We start from the raw sequence: 15,960 nt of genomic DNA, 5'->3' as shown, positions 1-15,960 counted from the left end.
AACAGTACGCTACTCACATAAGTCAAGTTGAGTATCATTATTCAAATATTACGCAGCTAATAGTTTAAATGATTAGCTGCGTTTTTTATTCATATCTAATAAAACGTGAAAATCTCAATTTTCTCTTTCTCCTACCCCAAATTTTCTATTGTTATCACACCTATAAATGAGGATAATAGCCCACTTATACACAAGGCAGAAAGCAATGACACACTATATTTTATTAATTATCAGTACTGCACTGATTAACAACTTTGTATTGGTGAAATTCTTAGGACTTTGTCCTTTTATGGGCGTATCCAAAAAAATTGAAACCGCAGTGGGAATGGGGTTAGCAACAATGTTTGTATTAACCGTCGCCTCCCTTTGTGCATATTTAGTTGATCATTATATTCTTGTTCCCTTAAATGCTACTTTTTTACGCACATTAGTATTTATTTTGGTTATTGCCGTAATTGTACAATTTACCGAAATGGTGATAAATAAAACTAGCCCAACACTGTATCGTTTACTTGGAATTTTCTTGCCTTTGATAACCACAAACTGTGCAGTTCTTGGTGTTGCATTATTAAATGTAAATCTTGCTCATAATTTAACGGAATCTGTCATTTATGGTTTTGGTGCATCTCTTGGGTTTGCACTTGTATTAGTGCTTTTTGCTGCACTTCGTGAACGTCTTGTCGCGGCCGATGTACCTTTAACTTTCAAGGGTTCATCTATCGCACTTATCACAGCTGGTTTAATGTCTCTCGCATTTATGGGATTTACAGGACTAGTGAAATAATAAAATGATCTATCTTTTAATGGCTATTACCATTTTGATTTTATTTATTGGGTTCTCTCAATATTTTTCAGGAAAAAGAAAGAAATAATGACCCTTCTATTCATCGTAATCACTTTACTCGCTTTAATTTTCGGTGCGATTTTGGGCTTTGCTTCACTTAAACTCAAAGTTGAAGCTGATCCCATTGTGGAAAAAATCGACTCTATTTTGCCACAAAGCCAATGCGGACAATGTGGTTATCCAGGCTGCAAACCCTATGCTGAAGCTATTTGCAATGGAGATGAAATCACAAAATGTATTCCTGGCGGTCACCCTACCATTGTAAAAATTGCAGAGATTTTAGGTGTTGATGTGCCTGCTATGGACGGCGTAGAAGAACCTATCGAGAAAGTCGCTTTTATTGATGAAAATATGTGTATTGGCTGCACGAAATGTATCCAAGCCTGTCCTGTTGATGCCATTATTGGTACAAATAAATTCATGCATACGATCATTCCAGATCTCTGTACTGGTTGTGAACTTTGCGTTGCGCCCTGCCCGACAGATTGTATCTCAATGATTCCCGTGAAAAAAAATATCGATAATTGGGTTTGGAAGTTTGATGCAAAATTAGTCATTCCAGTAATGAATGTAAATGGTACTGAGAAAAAATTGGTTGTGGGGGAATAAATGGCGGACGTATTATCTCGTTTCAATTCCGGTAAATTATGGGATTTCAAAGGTGGCATTCACCCGCCTGAAATGAAATCACAATCTAATTCACAACCATTACGTCATCACCCTTTAATCACGGATTTTTACATTCCTCTTAAACAGCACGCAGGAACAATAGGTAACCTTTTAGTAAAGGAAGGCGATTACGTATTAAAAGGTCAACCTTTAACGCAAGGCGATGGCTTGCGTATGCTACCCGTTCATGCGCCAACTTCAGGCACAATCAAATCGATTAAACCTTATGTCGCTGCACATCCGTCAGGTCTTGATGAACCAGCAATTCATTTGCAAGCAGATGGCTTAGATCAATGGCTAGCGCGTAATCTTATTGATGATTTTTTGACACTCTCGCCGGAACAACTCATTAACAAAATCTATCAAGCGGGTATAGCTGGCTTGGGCGGTGCAGTATTTCCGACTGCCGCTAAAATTCAATCAGCAGAGAAAAAAGTTAAACTCTTAATTATCAATGGTGCAGAATGTGAGCCTTATATTACTTGTGATGATCGTCTTATTCGTGAACGAGCCGATGAAATCATTGAAGGCATTCGTATTTTGCGCTATATCCTACGACCTGAAAACGTAGTCATTACCATTGAAGATAACAAACCTGAAGCAATAGAGGCAATCCGCAAAGCGCTACAGGGAGCAAATGACATTAGCATTCGAGTGATTCCAACAAAATATCCTTCGGGTGCCGCAAAACAGCTTATTTATTTGCTTACAGGAATAGAAGTGCCAAGTGGTGCACGTTCTTCTAGTATTGGCGTACTGATGCATAATGTTGGTACAGCCTTTGCAATTAAAAGAGCGGTGATAAATGACGAACCTTTAATTGAACGAGTGGTCACCCTTACTGGTGATAAAATTCCTGAAAAAGGTAATTATTGGGTTCGACTTGGTACACCAATTTCTCAAGTATTGACGCACGCGGGTTATCAATTTGATGAACGTTATCCAGTGTTTGCGGGTGGCCCAATGATGGGATTGGAACTTTCAAACCTCAATGCACCAGTGACAAAAATTGTCAACTGCTTGCTTGCACCAGACTATTTTGAATATGCAGAACCAGAGCCTGAACAGGCTTGTATTCGCTGTTCTAGCTGTTCTGATGCCTGCCCAGTCAACTTGATGCCACAGCAACTCTACTGGTTTGCGCGTAGTGAAGATCACAAAAAATCGGAAGAATACGCCCTCAAAGATTGTATCGAGTGTGGGATTTGTGCCTACGTATGCCCAAGCCATATTCCGCTGATTCAGTATTTCCGCCAAGAAAAAGCAAAAATTTGGCAAATCAAAGAAAAACAGAAAAAATCGGATGAAGCCAAAATTCGCTTTGAAGCCAAACAAGCGCGAATGGAACGTGAAGAACAAGAGCGTAAAGCACGTTCACAACGTGCAGCAGAAGCACGTCGAGAAGAATTAGCGCAAACCAAAGGTGAAGATCCTGTTAAAGCAGCACTAGAACGCTTGAAAGCGAAAAAAGCCAATGAAACAGAATCAAAACAAGTTAAAACGATTACCTCAGAAAAAGGGGAAGTTTTACCTGATAACGCTGATTTAATGGCACAACGTAAAGCTCGTCGTCTGGCTCGTCAGCAAGCGGAATCTCAAGTTGAAAACCAAGAACAACAAACTCAACCAACCGATGCGAAAAAAGCAGCAGTTGCAGCCGCACTTGCTCGAGCAAAAGCGAAAAAACTTGCACAAGCAAATGAAACCGCTGAATCAGTCTCAAATACTCAAACCGTAGAAAGTGCGGTAGAAAAAACAGACGAAAATTCAACCGCACTTGATCCGAAAAAAGCATCGGTAGCTGCAGCGATTGCCCGTGCAAAAGCGAAAAAACTTGCGCAAGCAGGAACAACAGAATCAGTTCCAAGCACTCAAGCCTTAGAAAGTGCGGTAGAAAAAACAGAAGAAAATTCAACCGCACTTGATCCAAAAAAAGCGGCGGTAGCTGCAGCAATTGCCCGTGCAAAAGCGAAAAAACTTGCACAAGCAAATGAAACCTCTGAATCAGTCTCAAATACTCAAACCGTAGAAAGTGCGGTAGAAAAAACAGACGAAAATTCAACCGCACTTGATCCGAAAAAAGCAGCGGTAGCTGCAGCGATTGCCCGTGCAAAAGCGAAAAAACTTGCGCAAGCAGGAACAACAGAATCAGTTCCAAGCACTCAAGCCTTAGAAAGTGCGGTAGAAAAAACAGAAGAAAATCCAACCGCACTCGATCCGAAAAAAGCAGCCGTAGCCGCGGCTATTGCTCGAGCAAAAGCAAAGAAATTGGCAAAAACACAAGCAACATTAGAAAATAATCAGGAATAAAATAATGTTTAAAATGGTTAGCTCTCCTCATACTCATTCGGGGAAACTCACTGCGCGTATTATGCTTTGGGTAATGTTGGCAATGATGCCAGCTTTTTTCACGCAAATTTACTATTTTGGGTTTGGCGTGGTGTTTCAATCTGTATTAGCCATTGGTACAGCAATCATTGCGGAATTTATTGCAATAAAATTACGCGGTAAAAAGCCATTAAATTATCTTTCAGATTTCAGCATATCCCTGACTGCTTTAATTTTGGCAATGGCTATTCCACCTTATGCACCTTATTGGGTCATCATCATTGGAACACTTTGTGCAGTTTTATTAGGTAAACAGGTTTATGGTGGCTTAGGACAAAATCCATTCAATCCAGCGATGATTGGCTATGTAATTCTTCTAATTTCATTTCCGTTACAAATGACAACTTGGATGCCACCAATTAATTTATTACAGGAACCACCGACTTTTTCAGATGCGTTTTCATTAATATTTTCAGGTTTAACCACTGACGGATTTACACTTTCACAACTTACACATAACATTGATGGCATCACCCAAGCAACACCTTTGGATAGCGCAAAAATTTTCTATAAAAGTCACACTCAATTAAATGATTTTTATGAATTAATTAAACTGCCGATTTTTATGGGTAATGGAACCGACTTTGCTCAAGGCTGGTGGCAAGTCAACGTGGCTTTCTTAGCGGGCGGAATTTTCCTTATTTTAAAACGTGTCATTCATTGGCAAATTCCAGTGGCGATGCTTGTCACCTTTTTCTGTTTAGCCACTGCAACCGCTTTTACTGGCTTCACGCATTTAAGTGCGATTAGCCAACTCGTGAGTGGCGCAATGATGTTTGGCGCATTTTTTATTGCGACAGATCCTGTCACAGCTTCCATTACACCACGAGGAAAAATTATTTTTGGCGCATTAGTGGGGTTATTTGTCTATCTCATTCGCTATCACGGAAACTTTCCAGATGGTGTAGCATTCGCAATTTTATTAAGTAATATTTGCGTTCCACTTATCGATCATTACACGCGTCCACGAGTATCTGGTTATCCAACAAAAGGGAAAAAATAATGGGTACAGTAAAAATCACATCGCGTTACGGCATATTGTTAGGCTTTGTCGCCCTACTCTGCACAACAATTTCTGCGGGTATTTTTTTCCTAACAAAAGATAAAATTGACGCGGTGATGGCGGCACAACAACGAGAATTACTTTTACAGGTCATTCCACAAGATTATTTCAATAATAATTTGCTAGAAAGTGCGGTTATCCCTCAAGATAAAAATTTGGTGGGCATTCAGAAAATTTATTTTGCGAAAAAAGATGGAAATATTTCTGCCTATGCCTATGAAACCACTGCACCTGATGGCTATTCTGGCGATATTCGTTTGCTTGTGGGATTAGATCCGAAAGGTGAAATATTAGGTGTACGAGTAATCGAACACCATGAGACTCCTGGCTTAGGCGATAAAATTGAACTCCGTATTTCCAACTGGATTCTAAATTTTACTCATCAATCGATTAATGAGCATAATTTGAGCGAATGGACGATAAAAAAAGATGGCGGAAAATTTGATCAATTTTCTGGTGCAACTATTACACCTCGCGCAGTGGTGAATCAAACTAAACGATCAGCATTAATCATGCTAAATAACCAAGCCTTGTTACAACAGCTTTCAACACAAGTGAAATAATATGACAGATTTAACTGAAAAAAATACCGCACTTGAAGAAGAACAGATAGAAAGTGCGGTTGAAAATCAACAAAAATCCATGTGGAAAGAAATCTTTGCTCAAGGAATTTGGAAAAATAATCCAGCGGTTGTCCAATTTCTCGGGCTCTGTCCGCTGTTAGCGGTGTCTAGCACCGCCACCAATGCACTTGGTTTAGGTTTAGCGACAATGCTTGTGCTCACTTGCACAAATACGGTTATTTCGCTTTTCCGTAAATATATTCCGAATGAAATCCGCATTCCAATCTACGTGATGATCATTGCGACAACAGTAACTGTTGTTCAACTTTTAATGAATGCTTATACCTATACGCTTTATCAATCACTTGGGATTTTTATTCCACTCATCGTTACCAACTGTATTGTGATTGGTCGAGCAGAAGCATTCGCCTCAAAAAACAGCTTACTCCATTCCGTTTGGGATGGGTTTTCAATGGGATTAGGAATGACGCTTAGCTTGACAGTACTTGGCGCATTGCGTGAAATCATTGGGCAAGGTACAGTTTTTGATGGCATTGAAAATCTATTTGGCGAACAAGCGAAATTTTTAACGCTCCATATTAACCATACAGACAGTAGTTTTTTACTTTTCATTCTGCCTCCAGGCGCATTTATAGGATTAGGCTTGCTCCTTGCAATAAAAAATCAAATTGATAAATAAGATGAATAAATTAAAAAGAATCGAAATATTAACCCGATTAAGAGATCAAAATCCCCACCCGACCACAGAATTACAGTATAATTCGCCCTTCGAATTATTAATTGCGGTAATTCTATCGGCACAAGCAACTGATAAAGGCGTAAATAAAGCGACAGAAAAACTATTCTCTGTTGCAAACACGCCACAAGCGATTTTAGATTTAGGATTAGATGGTTTAAAAAGCTATATCAAAACTATCGGGCTTTTTAATAGCAAAGCAGAAAATATTATCAAAACCTGCCGCGATTTAATTGAAAAGCACAACGGTGAAGTGCCTGAAAATCGCGAAGCCTTAGAGGCATTAGCAGGTGTGGGCAGAAAAACAGCCAATGTTGTACTAAATACGGCATTTGGTCATCCAGCCATTGCGGTAGATACCCATATTTTCCGTGTATGCAATCGAACTAATTTTGCACCGGGTAAAGACGTGGTAAAAGTGGAAGAAAAACTGCTTAAAGTCGTACCTGATGAATTTAAAGTGGATGTTCACCATTGGTTAATTTTACACGGGCGATACACTTGTATAGCACGTAAACCTCGTTGTGGCTCATGCATTATTGAAGATCTGTGTGAATATAAAGAAAAAATTGAGTTTTAATTTTTGCGGTAAAACACTCTAATTATTTACCGCACTTTTATTAAAAATAGGATAAAAAATGACAACAAATAATAAACAGCGACAAACTTGGTCAAGCCGCCTCACTTATGTCATGACGGTCGCAGGCGCAACTGTCGGCTTCGGTGCGACTTGGCGTTTCCCTTATCTTGTGGGGGAAAATGGTGGCGGTGCTTACGTTCTACTTTTTTGTATCGCAATGATTGTAATCGGTATCCCAATGATTTTAGTTGAAAACGTGATAGGTCGCCGCTTACGTGTAAATTCCATTGATGCATTCGGCGATAAAATTCTCGACAAAGGAAAAGGCATTTCTAAATATTGGAAAATATTAGGTTATATGGGCTTACTCGGCGCATTTGGCATTATGGCGTATTATATGGTGCTTGGTGGTTGGGTTATTTCTTATATTATCAGCCTAATTAGCGGTACATTAGACATTTCAACCCCCATCACAAAAGACATTGCCAAAAATTTCTACGATCTTTATATCGGTAATAGCCCTTATGAAATTATGTTGTACACCTTCTTATTTGTTGTGGTGAATTACATTATTTTAGCTAAAGGTATCATTGGCGGAATTGAGCGTTCTGTAAAATATTTAATGCCATTGCTATTCATCTTCCTCATTGGAATGGTTATTCGCAACGTAACATTACCTGGTGCAATGGAAGGAATTACATTCTATTTAAAACCAGATTTCAGAAAAATTACGCCACAATTATTTATCTTCGTTTTAGGTCAGGTATTCTTCGCATTAAGCCTTGGTTTTGGCGTATTAATTACCCTTTCCAGTTACTTAAATAAAGAAGAAAACTTAATCCATACCGCAGTGATTACAGGTTTCACCAACACAATTATTGCTGTACTTGCGGGCTTTATGATCTTCCCATCACTTTTCACCTTTGGGATTGAACCAAACGCCGGCCCAACTTTAGTATTCCAAAGTTTACCTATCGTATTCTCTCACTTATGGGCGGGTAAATTCTTTGCAATTATTTTCTTCGGCTTATTATTAATTGCTGCGCTAACTACTTCTATCACAATTTATGAAGTGATCATTACCGCATTACAAGAAAAGCTCAGAATGCGCCGTGGCAAAGCGATTGTATTAACCCTTGGTGGAATTTTTGTCTTAGGTAATATTCCAGCAATTTTAGGGGATAATGTATGGAAAGATGTTACCATTTTTGGCAAAAGCATTTTTGATTTCTATGATTATATTAGTGGAAATATTCTCTTTATGCTGACCGCACTTGGTTGTGCTGTTTTCGTTGGTTTCGTATTAAAAGATGAGGCGAAAAAAGAACTTTCTCCGACACCTGACTCAACATTCACTAAAATCTGGTTTAACTATGTGAAATTCGTTGTGCCAGTGATTATTTTAGTCATCTTTATCAGCAACCTATTCTAAAAAAGAAAAACCGAGTCTTTACTCGGTTTTCTTTTTTTAAAGGAAATGTTTATAAAAATATTTGTGCCTTTAAGCCAATTCGCTGCCCTTCTTTTATAACATTTTCTAACCGCACTTTGAATCCATGTAATTCCGCAATTCGCATGACAATAGAAAGCCCTAAACCACTGCCCTTTTCATTTTGCCCAGCTGGACGATAAAAACGCTGACCAAGTTTTTTCAAATCTTCAGGTTCAACGCCACCGCCATTATCTTCAACAATAACCTGAGAGGATGCTATTTTCACTGAAACGGTTGTATCTTCAGAACAATACTTAATGGCATTATCGAGTAAATTTCTAAACATCAATGAAACTAAAATTGGTTGCCCTTGTTTTGACTTTGGTTCAGATTCTTTCTCAAAAGCCAACGTAATTTTACGCTTTTCTGCCACAAAATAACGATCTGCGATCAGCGATTGAATGATGCCTTCCCAATCAATAGGCTGTAATTCTTCCAATTCTTGTAAATTATCCAGTTTTGAAAGGGTCAATAGTTGTTCAATTAACTGCGATGCACGATCAATCCCTTGTGTTAAATGCAAAAGTGCTTGTTCTCGTAATTCGCTATCATCACCAGCCAGTTGAGCAACTTCGGTTTGAATACGCAGTGCCGCCAATGGACTACGTAATTCATGGGCTGCATCAGAGGTAAAACGACGTTCGCGTTGTAACATAGCCGAAGTGCGGTCAAAAAATTGATTTAAATTTTTTACTAAGGGTAAAATTTCAACGGGTAGCCCCTCAGTATTCAGTAATGACAGATCACCAGATTTTCTCGTTCGTACTTCTTGGCTTAAACGTTTAATCGGTCGAAGTTCTTTATGAATCAACCATCCTAAAACAATAATCAAGATAGGCAAGCTAGCAAACCAAATCCACATTTGCCCAAAGATCATTTCTTCAATTAAATCTTCACGGTAGTCAAGCTCTTGCCCAACGGCAATAATCAAATTTCCATTTGCTACAGGCTGCAGAAAATACGCCATTCATCGTCATCATTCAGCATATAGCCTTTCGCAAAGCCAATTTCATTATCAAACACAAAATTATCGCCATTACGCCCATCTGTTAATAAACGTTTTCCATCCTTAGAAAAAATAGCAAAAGCCAATGCGTCATCATCATAGTTTTTTTGAACGAATGTGGCTGGATTTTATTAATATTTTCCACATGCTCTAACAGAATATGACTAAGATCTGGATTGGCAAGACGTTCAGCAAAAAGAATTTGTTGGGCATCGAAAACATCATTCACTTCACTACGCACCTGCCACCATGCGACAGCAGTAGATACGCCCCACACAAAAAGTGCGGTGAAAGAAAGAACAGAAATAAGACGAAAACTTAAACGTTTGTTTTTCATTTATTGGGTTACTCCCAACGCATATCCAACTCCGTGAACTGTTCGAATAAATTGCTTACCTAATTTCTGACGCAAATTATAAATATGCACGTCTAACGCTCCGCTGCTAATTTCTTCATCCCAGCTTGATAATTTTTCTTCAATAGATAAGCGAGACAATACGCGATCTTTATTCAGCATAAATAATTCAAGCAATTTATATTCACGGCTTGTTAAAGAAATAGGTTGATTATTTAGCCAAACAGAACGCTGATTTGGATCGAGTTTAACGCTTGCGTGCTCAATCACCGAATGATTATGGCCATAACGACGACGAATCAGTGCTTGCAAACGCGCCGCAACTTCAGCCAAAGCAAAAGGCTTGCAAAGGTAATCATTTGCACCACTTTGTAAACCTTTAACACGTTCATCTAAGGTATCTCGGGCAGTCAAAATCAATACGGGTACATCTTGATGTTTGGAACGCCATTGTTGTAATACCTCTAATCCATCAAGTTTAGGCAATGTCAAATCCAATACCACCGCATCATAAGGCGCAAACGCTAAGGCATCCATTCCTGTTTTACCATCTGTAAACCAATCCACCGTAAAACCAAGTTTAGTTAAACCAATCTGTAAACCATTGCCGATTAGATTATCGTCCTCTATCAATAAAATTCTCATAAAAATTGACCGCACTTTATAAATAAAAACAGCGAGCTAATGCTCGCTATCTTCAAAGATAATTATTCTGCTTTTTCGATACGCAATACATCAAGTTCTGCTTTCTCAAATACCTCGTTATCCAATTTTCCATAAATTTTCACTTTATCCTTTGAATCTACGTTTAAACCATTCCAAATGCGTTTTTTGATTTCAATCTTGATTTGCCCAGTCCCATCAGTAAACCAGAATTCATCGTCATCAATTTGTTGTGTGATATTACCCACTAAAGTGATCATTGAATTATCTGCCGCAGATAAAGCTTGTTTTACACTAATTGCTGAAGGGGTTGCTTGTTGAAAACCGCCTTGAGCATTTCCGCCATTAAAACCTGCAAATGCAGAAGTGGTTGCTAATACGAAGATTGTTGCTAATGCAAATTTTTTCATAATGTTTCCTTTTTAAGTCAGTTAATTTCAAGCACCATTGCTTGGATGTACGTATTAAAACAAATAAATCTTAAGAAAAGATTAAGAAACATAAAAAAAACTAAATTTTTTTAATTTAGTTTTTTCATAAATTAAAGTTTATTTAGCTGCTCAATAGATGGTGCGTAATAATAAGCACCCGTTACAGCCTTAGTAAAACCTAAAATGCGGTCAGTTTTTCCGTCTTTTTCACCAAACATATTCAGCAACTGTTGTTCAATGTTATAAAGCGTTGCACAGTAAGCAATAAAGAATAATCCGTGCGTACCGCTCGCCGTACCATAAGGTAAACTCTGACGTAAGATTTTTAATCCCTTGCCATTCTCTTTTAAATCTGTACGACCAACATGAGAAGTATCTGCCTTATCTTCCATTTCTACGCTATCCGTTTTGGTGCGTCCGAACACATTTTCTTGTTTTGCTGTATTTAATTTTTCCCATTTAGCGAGATTATGTTCATAACGTTGAGTAAACACATAACTCCCATCTTTATCATTGCCATTTGAAATTAAGGCAACTTCTGATCGTTGTGCATCCTTTGGATTTTCAGTTCCGTCAATAAAACCAGTGAGATCTCGTTCCTCCACCCAACGGAAACCATGAATTTCTTGCTGAACATCAGTAGCTTGAGCAAAAGCATTCACTGCAGCTTGTGCAACAGAAAAATTAACATCAGGGCGTAACGATTGAATATGTACTAAAAGATCAGTTTGTGTACTTGGCGCAGTTAAATCACCTTTTCCTAAAGTGATAAAAGGTTTAAGTTCTGGTGCATCCTGCCCACCAAGGGTTTTCCAAGCTTTATCGCCGAAAGCAACTACTGCTCCCAAACGTGCATCGGGATAAGTTTGTTGAAGCTGTTCTAAGCGAGTAAGGAATTGGCGAGCCGCCGCTGGAATCTGAGAATAATCTGAGATATTTGCTTCTAAAAATACGCCTGCTTTGCAACCATCAAGCAAAATACCAGTTTGTGCTGTCATAAAAATCTCCTAAAAGGACAATTGGAAAACGCTTGCATTATACATAATGTCATTAAAAAATCTTAAATATTCAAATAAAACTTGATCTAAGTAGCAAAAACTCAAATTTATTGTTGAGATTTTTTCTCATTAGATATATCTTTCAAATACGAATAGATTTCATTTATAAAGTTATTAGTTCTATGCCGTACCTTTTACGTTATATCAGCATATCTTTACTATTTTTATTTTCTCAAGCAGTCTTTGCCGATAACTATCAAAAATGGGTAGATGACATCACTCAACGCTTGAATCACACCGAACAACTTCTTAAAGAAAACAAAATTGATGATGCCAAAACCGAAGTACAAATGGCTTATTTTGAAGTATTTGAAAATTTAGAAGGCCCCATTCGAATTAATTTTTCTGCGCAAAAAAGCTATCAAATGGAAGCCACTTTTGGTGAAATTCGCAAAATGATTGGCGAAGGTAAACCAATGAATGAGGTTCAAGCCAAAATCAACGGTTTAAAAAAGGAATTACAAGAAGTTTTACCTTCTCTTGTTGAAGGGCATCAACTCAATGCTGATAGTCAGCACGGCGTTTATGATAATCAAGCCATCAAACCTTATTGGCAACAAAGTTTCAAAACCATTGATGATCTCGTCGCACAAGCCATTACCGCCTATGAAAACGGTGATTTTGCCAATGCTAAAAAAGCATTCCAACAAGCTCAATATGACGGCTACAAAAATTCTGAAATGGAAATGTCGGTTAGAACCAACCGCTCTTCTGAAATTTCTGCGGCGATCAATCAACAATTCTATAATTTGATTCGTTTGAGTGAGCAGCCTGATCAAATTACAGAAATTGCTTACCAAAGCACACAACTCTTGCAAGATATTGAAGAACAGCTTCCTAATTTGCCAACCACTCGCGATGAGCAAAACACTCAAGCGACACAATCACAAGCGCAAACTTCAGATAAGGTTGCAGAGCAAGATTGGACAAAAATTACGACTGAAATCAACCAACGTATTCAACAAGCTATCGCCCTTTATGAACAAGGCGATGCGAAAAAAGCCATGCTTGCGGTGCAAGACACTTACTTCGATGTATTTGAAAGTTCTGGCATGGAAAACAAAGTAGGCTCGCGCGATAGCAACTTTAAAGCAGAATTAGAAGGTTATTTCACTCGTTTAGTCAGCCTGATGAAAGCGGGAAATGGCGACAAATTACAAGAACAAGCTACAGGTTTAAGCCTAAACTTAGCGAAAGCCGTTCAAATATTGCAAGGTGGCGAACAGAGTGATTGGTCCATGTTCTTATATAGCTTGCTTATTATTTTACGTGAAGGCTTAGAAGCGTTGTTAATCGTTGCCGCTATTGTGGCTTATATGGTGAAAAACAATCATCACGATAAATTGCCAGTTATTCGCCAATCCGTTTATGTGGCGTTAGTGGCAAGCGTAGTTACCGCATTCATATTCCAGCTTATTTTTGAAAACTCAGGGCAAAACCGCGAATTGCTTGAAGGTTTCACAATGATTATTGCAGTCTTCATGTTATTTAGTATGAGTTACTGGTTGCTTTCTAAAGTCGAAGCACAAAACTGGAAACGCTATCTCGAAGGCAAACTTTCAACGGCATTAACAGCAGGCTCTCTATTCGGCTTATGGCTTACCAGTTTCCTTGCTGTATATCGTGAAGGCGCAGAAACCGTATTGTTCTATTATGCCCTAGCTGGTGATGCGAAAAGTGCGGTCAGTTTAGCCTATCTTTTTGCTGGCTTTATTTGCGGGGTGATTTTACTGGCGATTTGTTACTTTGTGATGCGTTACACAGTAGTGAAATTACCACTTAAGCCATTCTTTATGTTTACAGGTTCATTTATGTATTTAATGGCATTTGTATTCGCCGGCAAATCTGTACTTGAACTTATTGAGGGTAAACTGTTTGAACCAACATTAATTAACGGTGTACCAGAAATCTCGTGGTTAGGTGTTTATCCTTATGTGGAAACCCTTGTACCACAAGCAATCTTAATTCTTGCTGCTATTTTTGCTTTGTTTGTTATGAAATATCAAAGCAAAAAAGCGGTTTTAAATTAACTCAAAACTCATCTCAGGAGAGAAACTATGAAAAAAGCACTTCTTAGCGCAAGTTTATTAGCAGGAATGTTTGCAGCAACTTCTGCTTACGCATTCCAAGAATATCCAATCGGTGAAGCGGTTACCATGAATGACATGGAAATTGCAGCGGTTTACTTAAAACCAGTGGATATGGAACCTCGCGGTATGGGCTTACCTGCAGCAAAATCTGATATTCACTTAGAAGCAGATATTCACGCGGTGAAAGGTAACAAAAACGGTTTTGGTGAAGGTGAATGGATGCCTTATTTAACCATCAACTATACCTTAGTCAATACCGATACTGGTGCTAAACAAGAAGGTACCTTCATGCCAATGGTTGCTGGCGATGGCCCACACTATGGCGCAAATATCAAAATGATGGGCGTGGGTAACTACAAATTAACTTATCATATCGATCCGCCACCAAAAGCAGGTATGCACCGCCACACTGACGAAGAAACTGGCGTGGGTCGTTGGTGGAAACCATTTGATGTAAATTATGAATTTAAATTTACTGGTTTAAAATAATAGTGCTGTAGGGTGGGCTTCAGCCCACCAATTAACAATCAGACATAAAAAACGGTGGGCTAAAGCCCACCCTACCATTTAAAATACGCTTTCTATGACTTATTTTTTCATTTTTGTTCTGCAAGCTCTTTTGCCAATTTCGCTTTTACTCGGTGCATCTTGGGCAATTAAAAAAGGCAATATTTCGCCTAAAACGCTTATTTGGTTAAGCCTTATTGGCTTGGCTTTGGGTGTTGTCCTACGACTAAATATTCCTAATGGACAAACCACCAATCTTATTCTAACCATCTGCTTTTTAATTATCTTCTTACTTTTTGCAATCAGCCAATGGAGCAAATCATCAAATCTTGCCGCATTCTGGCAATTTGCATTAATGCTTATCGCAGGAGCAACTTGGGCGAAAGATCCAAACATCACCGCACTCACCAACACAGATGTCATCAACACTGATTTTATTTTAAATATAAGTGCGGTCATTTTTGGCGTAATCTTTAGCTTAGCCTCAAGTGCATGGCTCTATTTCTTACTTAAACAGCAACAAAAAACACAAGGAAAATCTACCGCACTTTTTGCACTCACCTTTTTACTTTTTATCGCGTTAATTCTTCCGCTTATAGCAGAACTACTGCTTACCTTGATGAAATTACAACTCATTGAACTCACCAAAGTGCGGTTAAGTTTTGTGGCAAAATCAGGAGAAATCTCCGCTTGGCTCAATATCATTTGTGTTGCGTTAATGTCAGTTATTTTGTGTATTTTTACCATTCAAACACATTCAAAACATTTAAGAGAAGCAAAAGCCGAAAAAGATCTGATTGAAAAACGCAAAAGATTAGCCTTCGTACAAACATCAAAACGCACAATTTACTGGGGCATATTTGGTATTTTATTTGTGGCTGCAAGCCAACTTTATTGGGAAAAAGTTGCCTCTCAACCGCCACAACTTTCTGAAGCAGTTCCAGTACAACTTAATGACAAAAATGAAGTGCATTTAGCACTAGAGCCACTTAAAGACGGTAAACTTCACCGTTTCGTTTGGATTGCTGATGATGGCAAAGCCGTACGCTTTTTCATTATCAATCGTCAACCGAATAAAGTCAGTATGGCGGCAGTATTCGATGCTTGCCTACTCTGCGGCGATCAAGGCTATGTCATGCAAGGCAATCAAGTGGTCTGCGTTGGTTGTGGCGTGCATCTCTTTATTCCATCTATCGGTAAACCAGGCGGTTGTAACCCTGTACCTATTGAAAATTGGCAACAAACTGAAAATGAAATCGTGATTTCTCGTAAAAGTCTTGAAGATGGCTTAAATCTATTCAGTACGATTGTAGAAATTGAAGTACAAGATCCGATTAGTGGCGCCAAACTCAAAAACACTAAAACTGAATATAAATATAGCCACGAAGGGCATACTTATTTCTTTGAGAACGAAAAAAATCTCGATTTATTCCGCGATAATCCCGATAACTATCTCAGCATTAACAAAAACGAAAATCCAAAAGGGGAATAACA

Annotated in this window: 14 protein-coding genes and 1 pseudogene; 11 read left to right on the top strand and 4 right to left on the bottom strand. The window is 38.5% G+C overall.

What is annotated here, in order from left to right; genetic code table 11:
- The first annotated feature begins 205 nt into the window (after positions 1–205).
- From rsxA to AC6H0A_RS01675, 8 genes are all read left to right on the top strand, one after another.
- The gene (gene rsxA, locus AC6H0A_RS01710; protein ID WP_044233087.1) at positions 206–784 is read left to right on the top strand and encodes an electron transport complex subunit RsxA; all 579 of its coding nucleotides are present in this window, start codon (positions 206–208) and stop codon (positions 782–784) included.
- An 87-nt stretch (positions 785–871) separates the two neighbouring features.
- Positions 872–1,453: an electron transport complex subunit RsxB gene (gene rsxB, locus AC6H0A_RS01705; protein ID WP_005642396.1), complete on the top strand. Its 582-nt coding sequence runs from the start codon at positions 872–874 to the stop codon at positions 1,451–1,453.
- Positions 1,454–3,823: an electron transport complex subunit RsxC gene (gene rsxC, locus AC6H0A_RS01700; RefSeq protein WP_497512305.1), complete on the top strand. Its 2,370-nt coding sequence runs from the start codon at positions 1,454–1,456 to the stop codon at positions 3,821–3,823. It abuts the gene before it with no gap.
- Positions 3,824–3,827: 4 nt separating this feature from the next.
- Entirely contained in the window at positions 3,828–4,904 is a 1,077-nt protein-coding gene (gene rsxD, locus AC6H0A_RS01695; protein WP_005642399.1) for an electron transport complex subunit RsxD, read from the top strand.
- A complete protein-coding gene (gene rsxG / locus AC6H0A_RS01690) occupies positions 4,904–5,527 on the top strand; it encodes an electron transport complex subunit RsxG (protein ID WP_005642401.1) in 624 nt (207 codons plus the stop codon). Before rsxD ends, rsxG begins: the two co-directional genes overlap by 1 nt.
- 1 nt (position 5,528) lies before the next feature.
- Positions 5,529–6,227 carry an electron transport complex subunit E gene (locus tag AC6H0A_RS01685; protein WP_005642403.1) on the top strand — a complete coding sequence of 233 codons (699 nt, stop codon included), beginning with the start codon at positions 5,529–5,531 and terminating at the stop codon, positions 6,225–6,227.
- A 1-nt stretch (position 6,228) separates the two neighbouring features.
- Complete coding sequence (gene nth, locus AC6H0A_RS01680; RefSeq protein WP_005642406.1) at positions 6,229–6,864, top strand: endonuclease III; 636 nt, start codon at positions 6,229–6,231, stop codon at positions 6,862–6,864.
- Positions 6,865–6,922: 58 nt separating this feature from the next.
- A complete protein-coding gene (locus AC6H0A_RS01675; RefSeq protein WP_005642408.1) occupies positions 6,923–8,296 on the top strand; it encodes a sodium-dependent transporter in 1,374 nt (457 codons plus the stop codon).
- Positions 8,297–8,345: 49 nt separating this feature from the next.
- Here the strand turns inward: AC6H0A_RS01675 and qseC are convergent.
- The 4 genes and pseudogenes from qseC to AC6H0A_RS01655 all read right to left on the bottom strand — a co-directional run bounded on the left by qseC (position 8,346) and on the right by AC6H0A_RS01655 (position 11,809).
- A pseudogene (gene qseC, locus AC6H0A_RS01670) lies at positions 8,346–9,699 on the bottom strand (quorum sensing histidine kinase QseC).
- Positions 9,700–10,362, bottom strand: a complete 663-nt coding sequence (locus AC6H0A_RS01665; protein WP_005642412.1) for a response regulator — start codon at positions 10,360–10,362, stop codon at positions 9,700–9,702. It abuts the pseudogene before it with no gap.
- Positions 10,363–10,424: 62 nt separating this feature from the next.
- Positions 10,425–10,790, bottom strand: a complete 366-nt coding sequence (locus AC6H0A_RS01660) for a YgiW/YdeI family stress tolerance OB fold protein (RefSeq protein WP_005642414.1) — start codon at positions 10,788–10,790, stop codon at positions 10,425–10,427.
- 131 nt (positions 10,791–10,921) lie between these two features.
- The gene (locus AC6H0A_RS01655; RefSeq protein WP_497512301.1) at positions 10,922–11,809 is read right to left on the bottom strand and encodes a Dyp-type peroxidase; all 888 of its coding nucleotides are present in this window, start codon (positions 11,807–11,809) and stop codon (positions 10,922–10,924) included.
- A gap of 182 nt (positions 11,810–11,991) precedes the next feature.
- Here AC6H0A_RS01655 and AC6H0A_RS01650 point away from each other — a divergent pair, with 182 nt between their 5' ends.
- The 3 genes from AC6H0A_RS01650 (at position 11,992) to AC6H0A_RS01640 (ending at position 15,958) form a co-directional block, all read left to right on the top strand.
- Positions 11,992–13,899 carry an FTR1 family iron permease gene (locus tag AC6H0A_RS01650; protein WP_044233089.1) on the top strand — a complete coding sequence of 636 codons (1,908 nt, stop codon included), beginning with the start codon at positions 11,992–11,994 and terminating at the stop codon, positions 13,897–13,899.
- Between the two features lie 27 nt (positions 13,900–13,926).
- Positions 13,927–14,448 (top strand): iron transporter, encoded by a 522-nt coding sequence (locus tag AC6H0A_RS01645; protein ID WP_005626197.1) that lies wholly within the window; start codon positions 13,927–13,929, stop codon positions 14,446–14,448.
- A 94-nt stretch (positions 14,449–14,542) separates the two neighbouring features.
- The gene (locus tag AC6H0A_RS01640; RefSeq protein WP_005642419.1) at positions 14,543–15,958 is read left to right on the top strand and encodes a Fe-S-containing protein; all 1,416 of its coding nucleotides are present in this window, start codon (positions 14,543–14,545) and stop codon (positions 15,956–15,958) included.
- Positions 15,959–15,960: the final 2 nt, after the last annotated feature.

It is taken from the genome of Haemophilus sp. THUN1692 (assembly GCF_059704395.1).
This window is presented reverse-complemented; position numbering and strand designations above follow the sequence as displayed.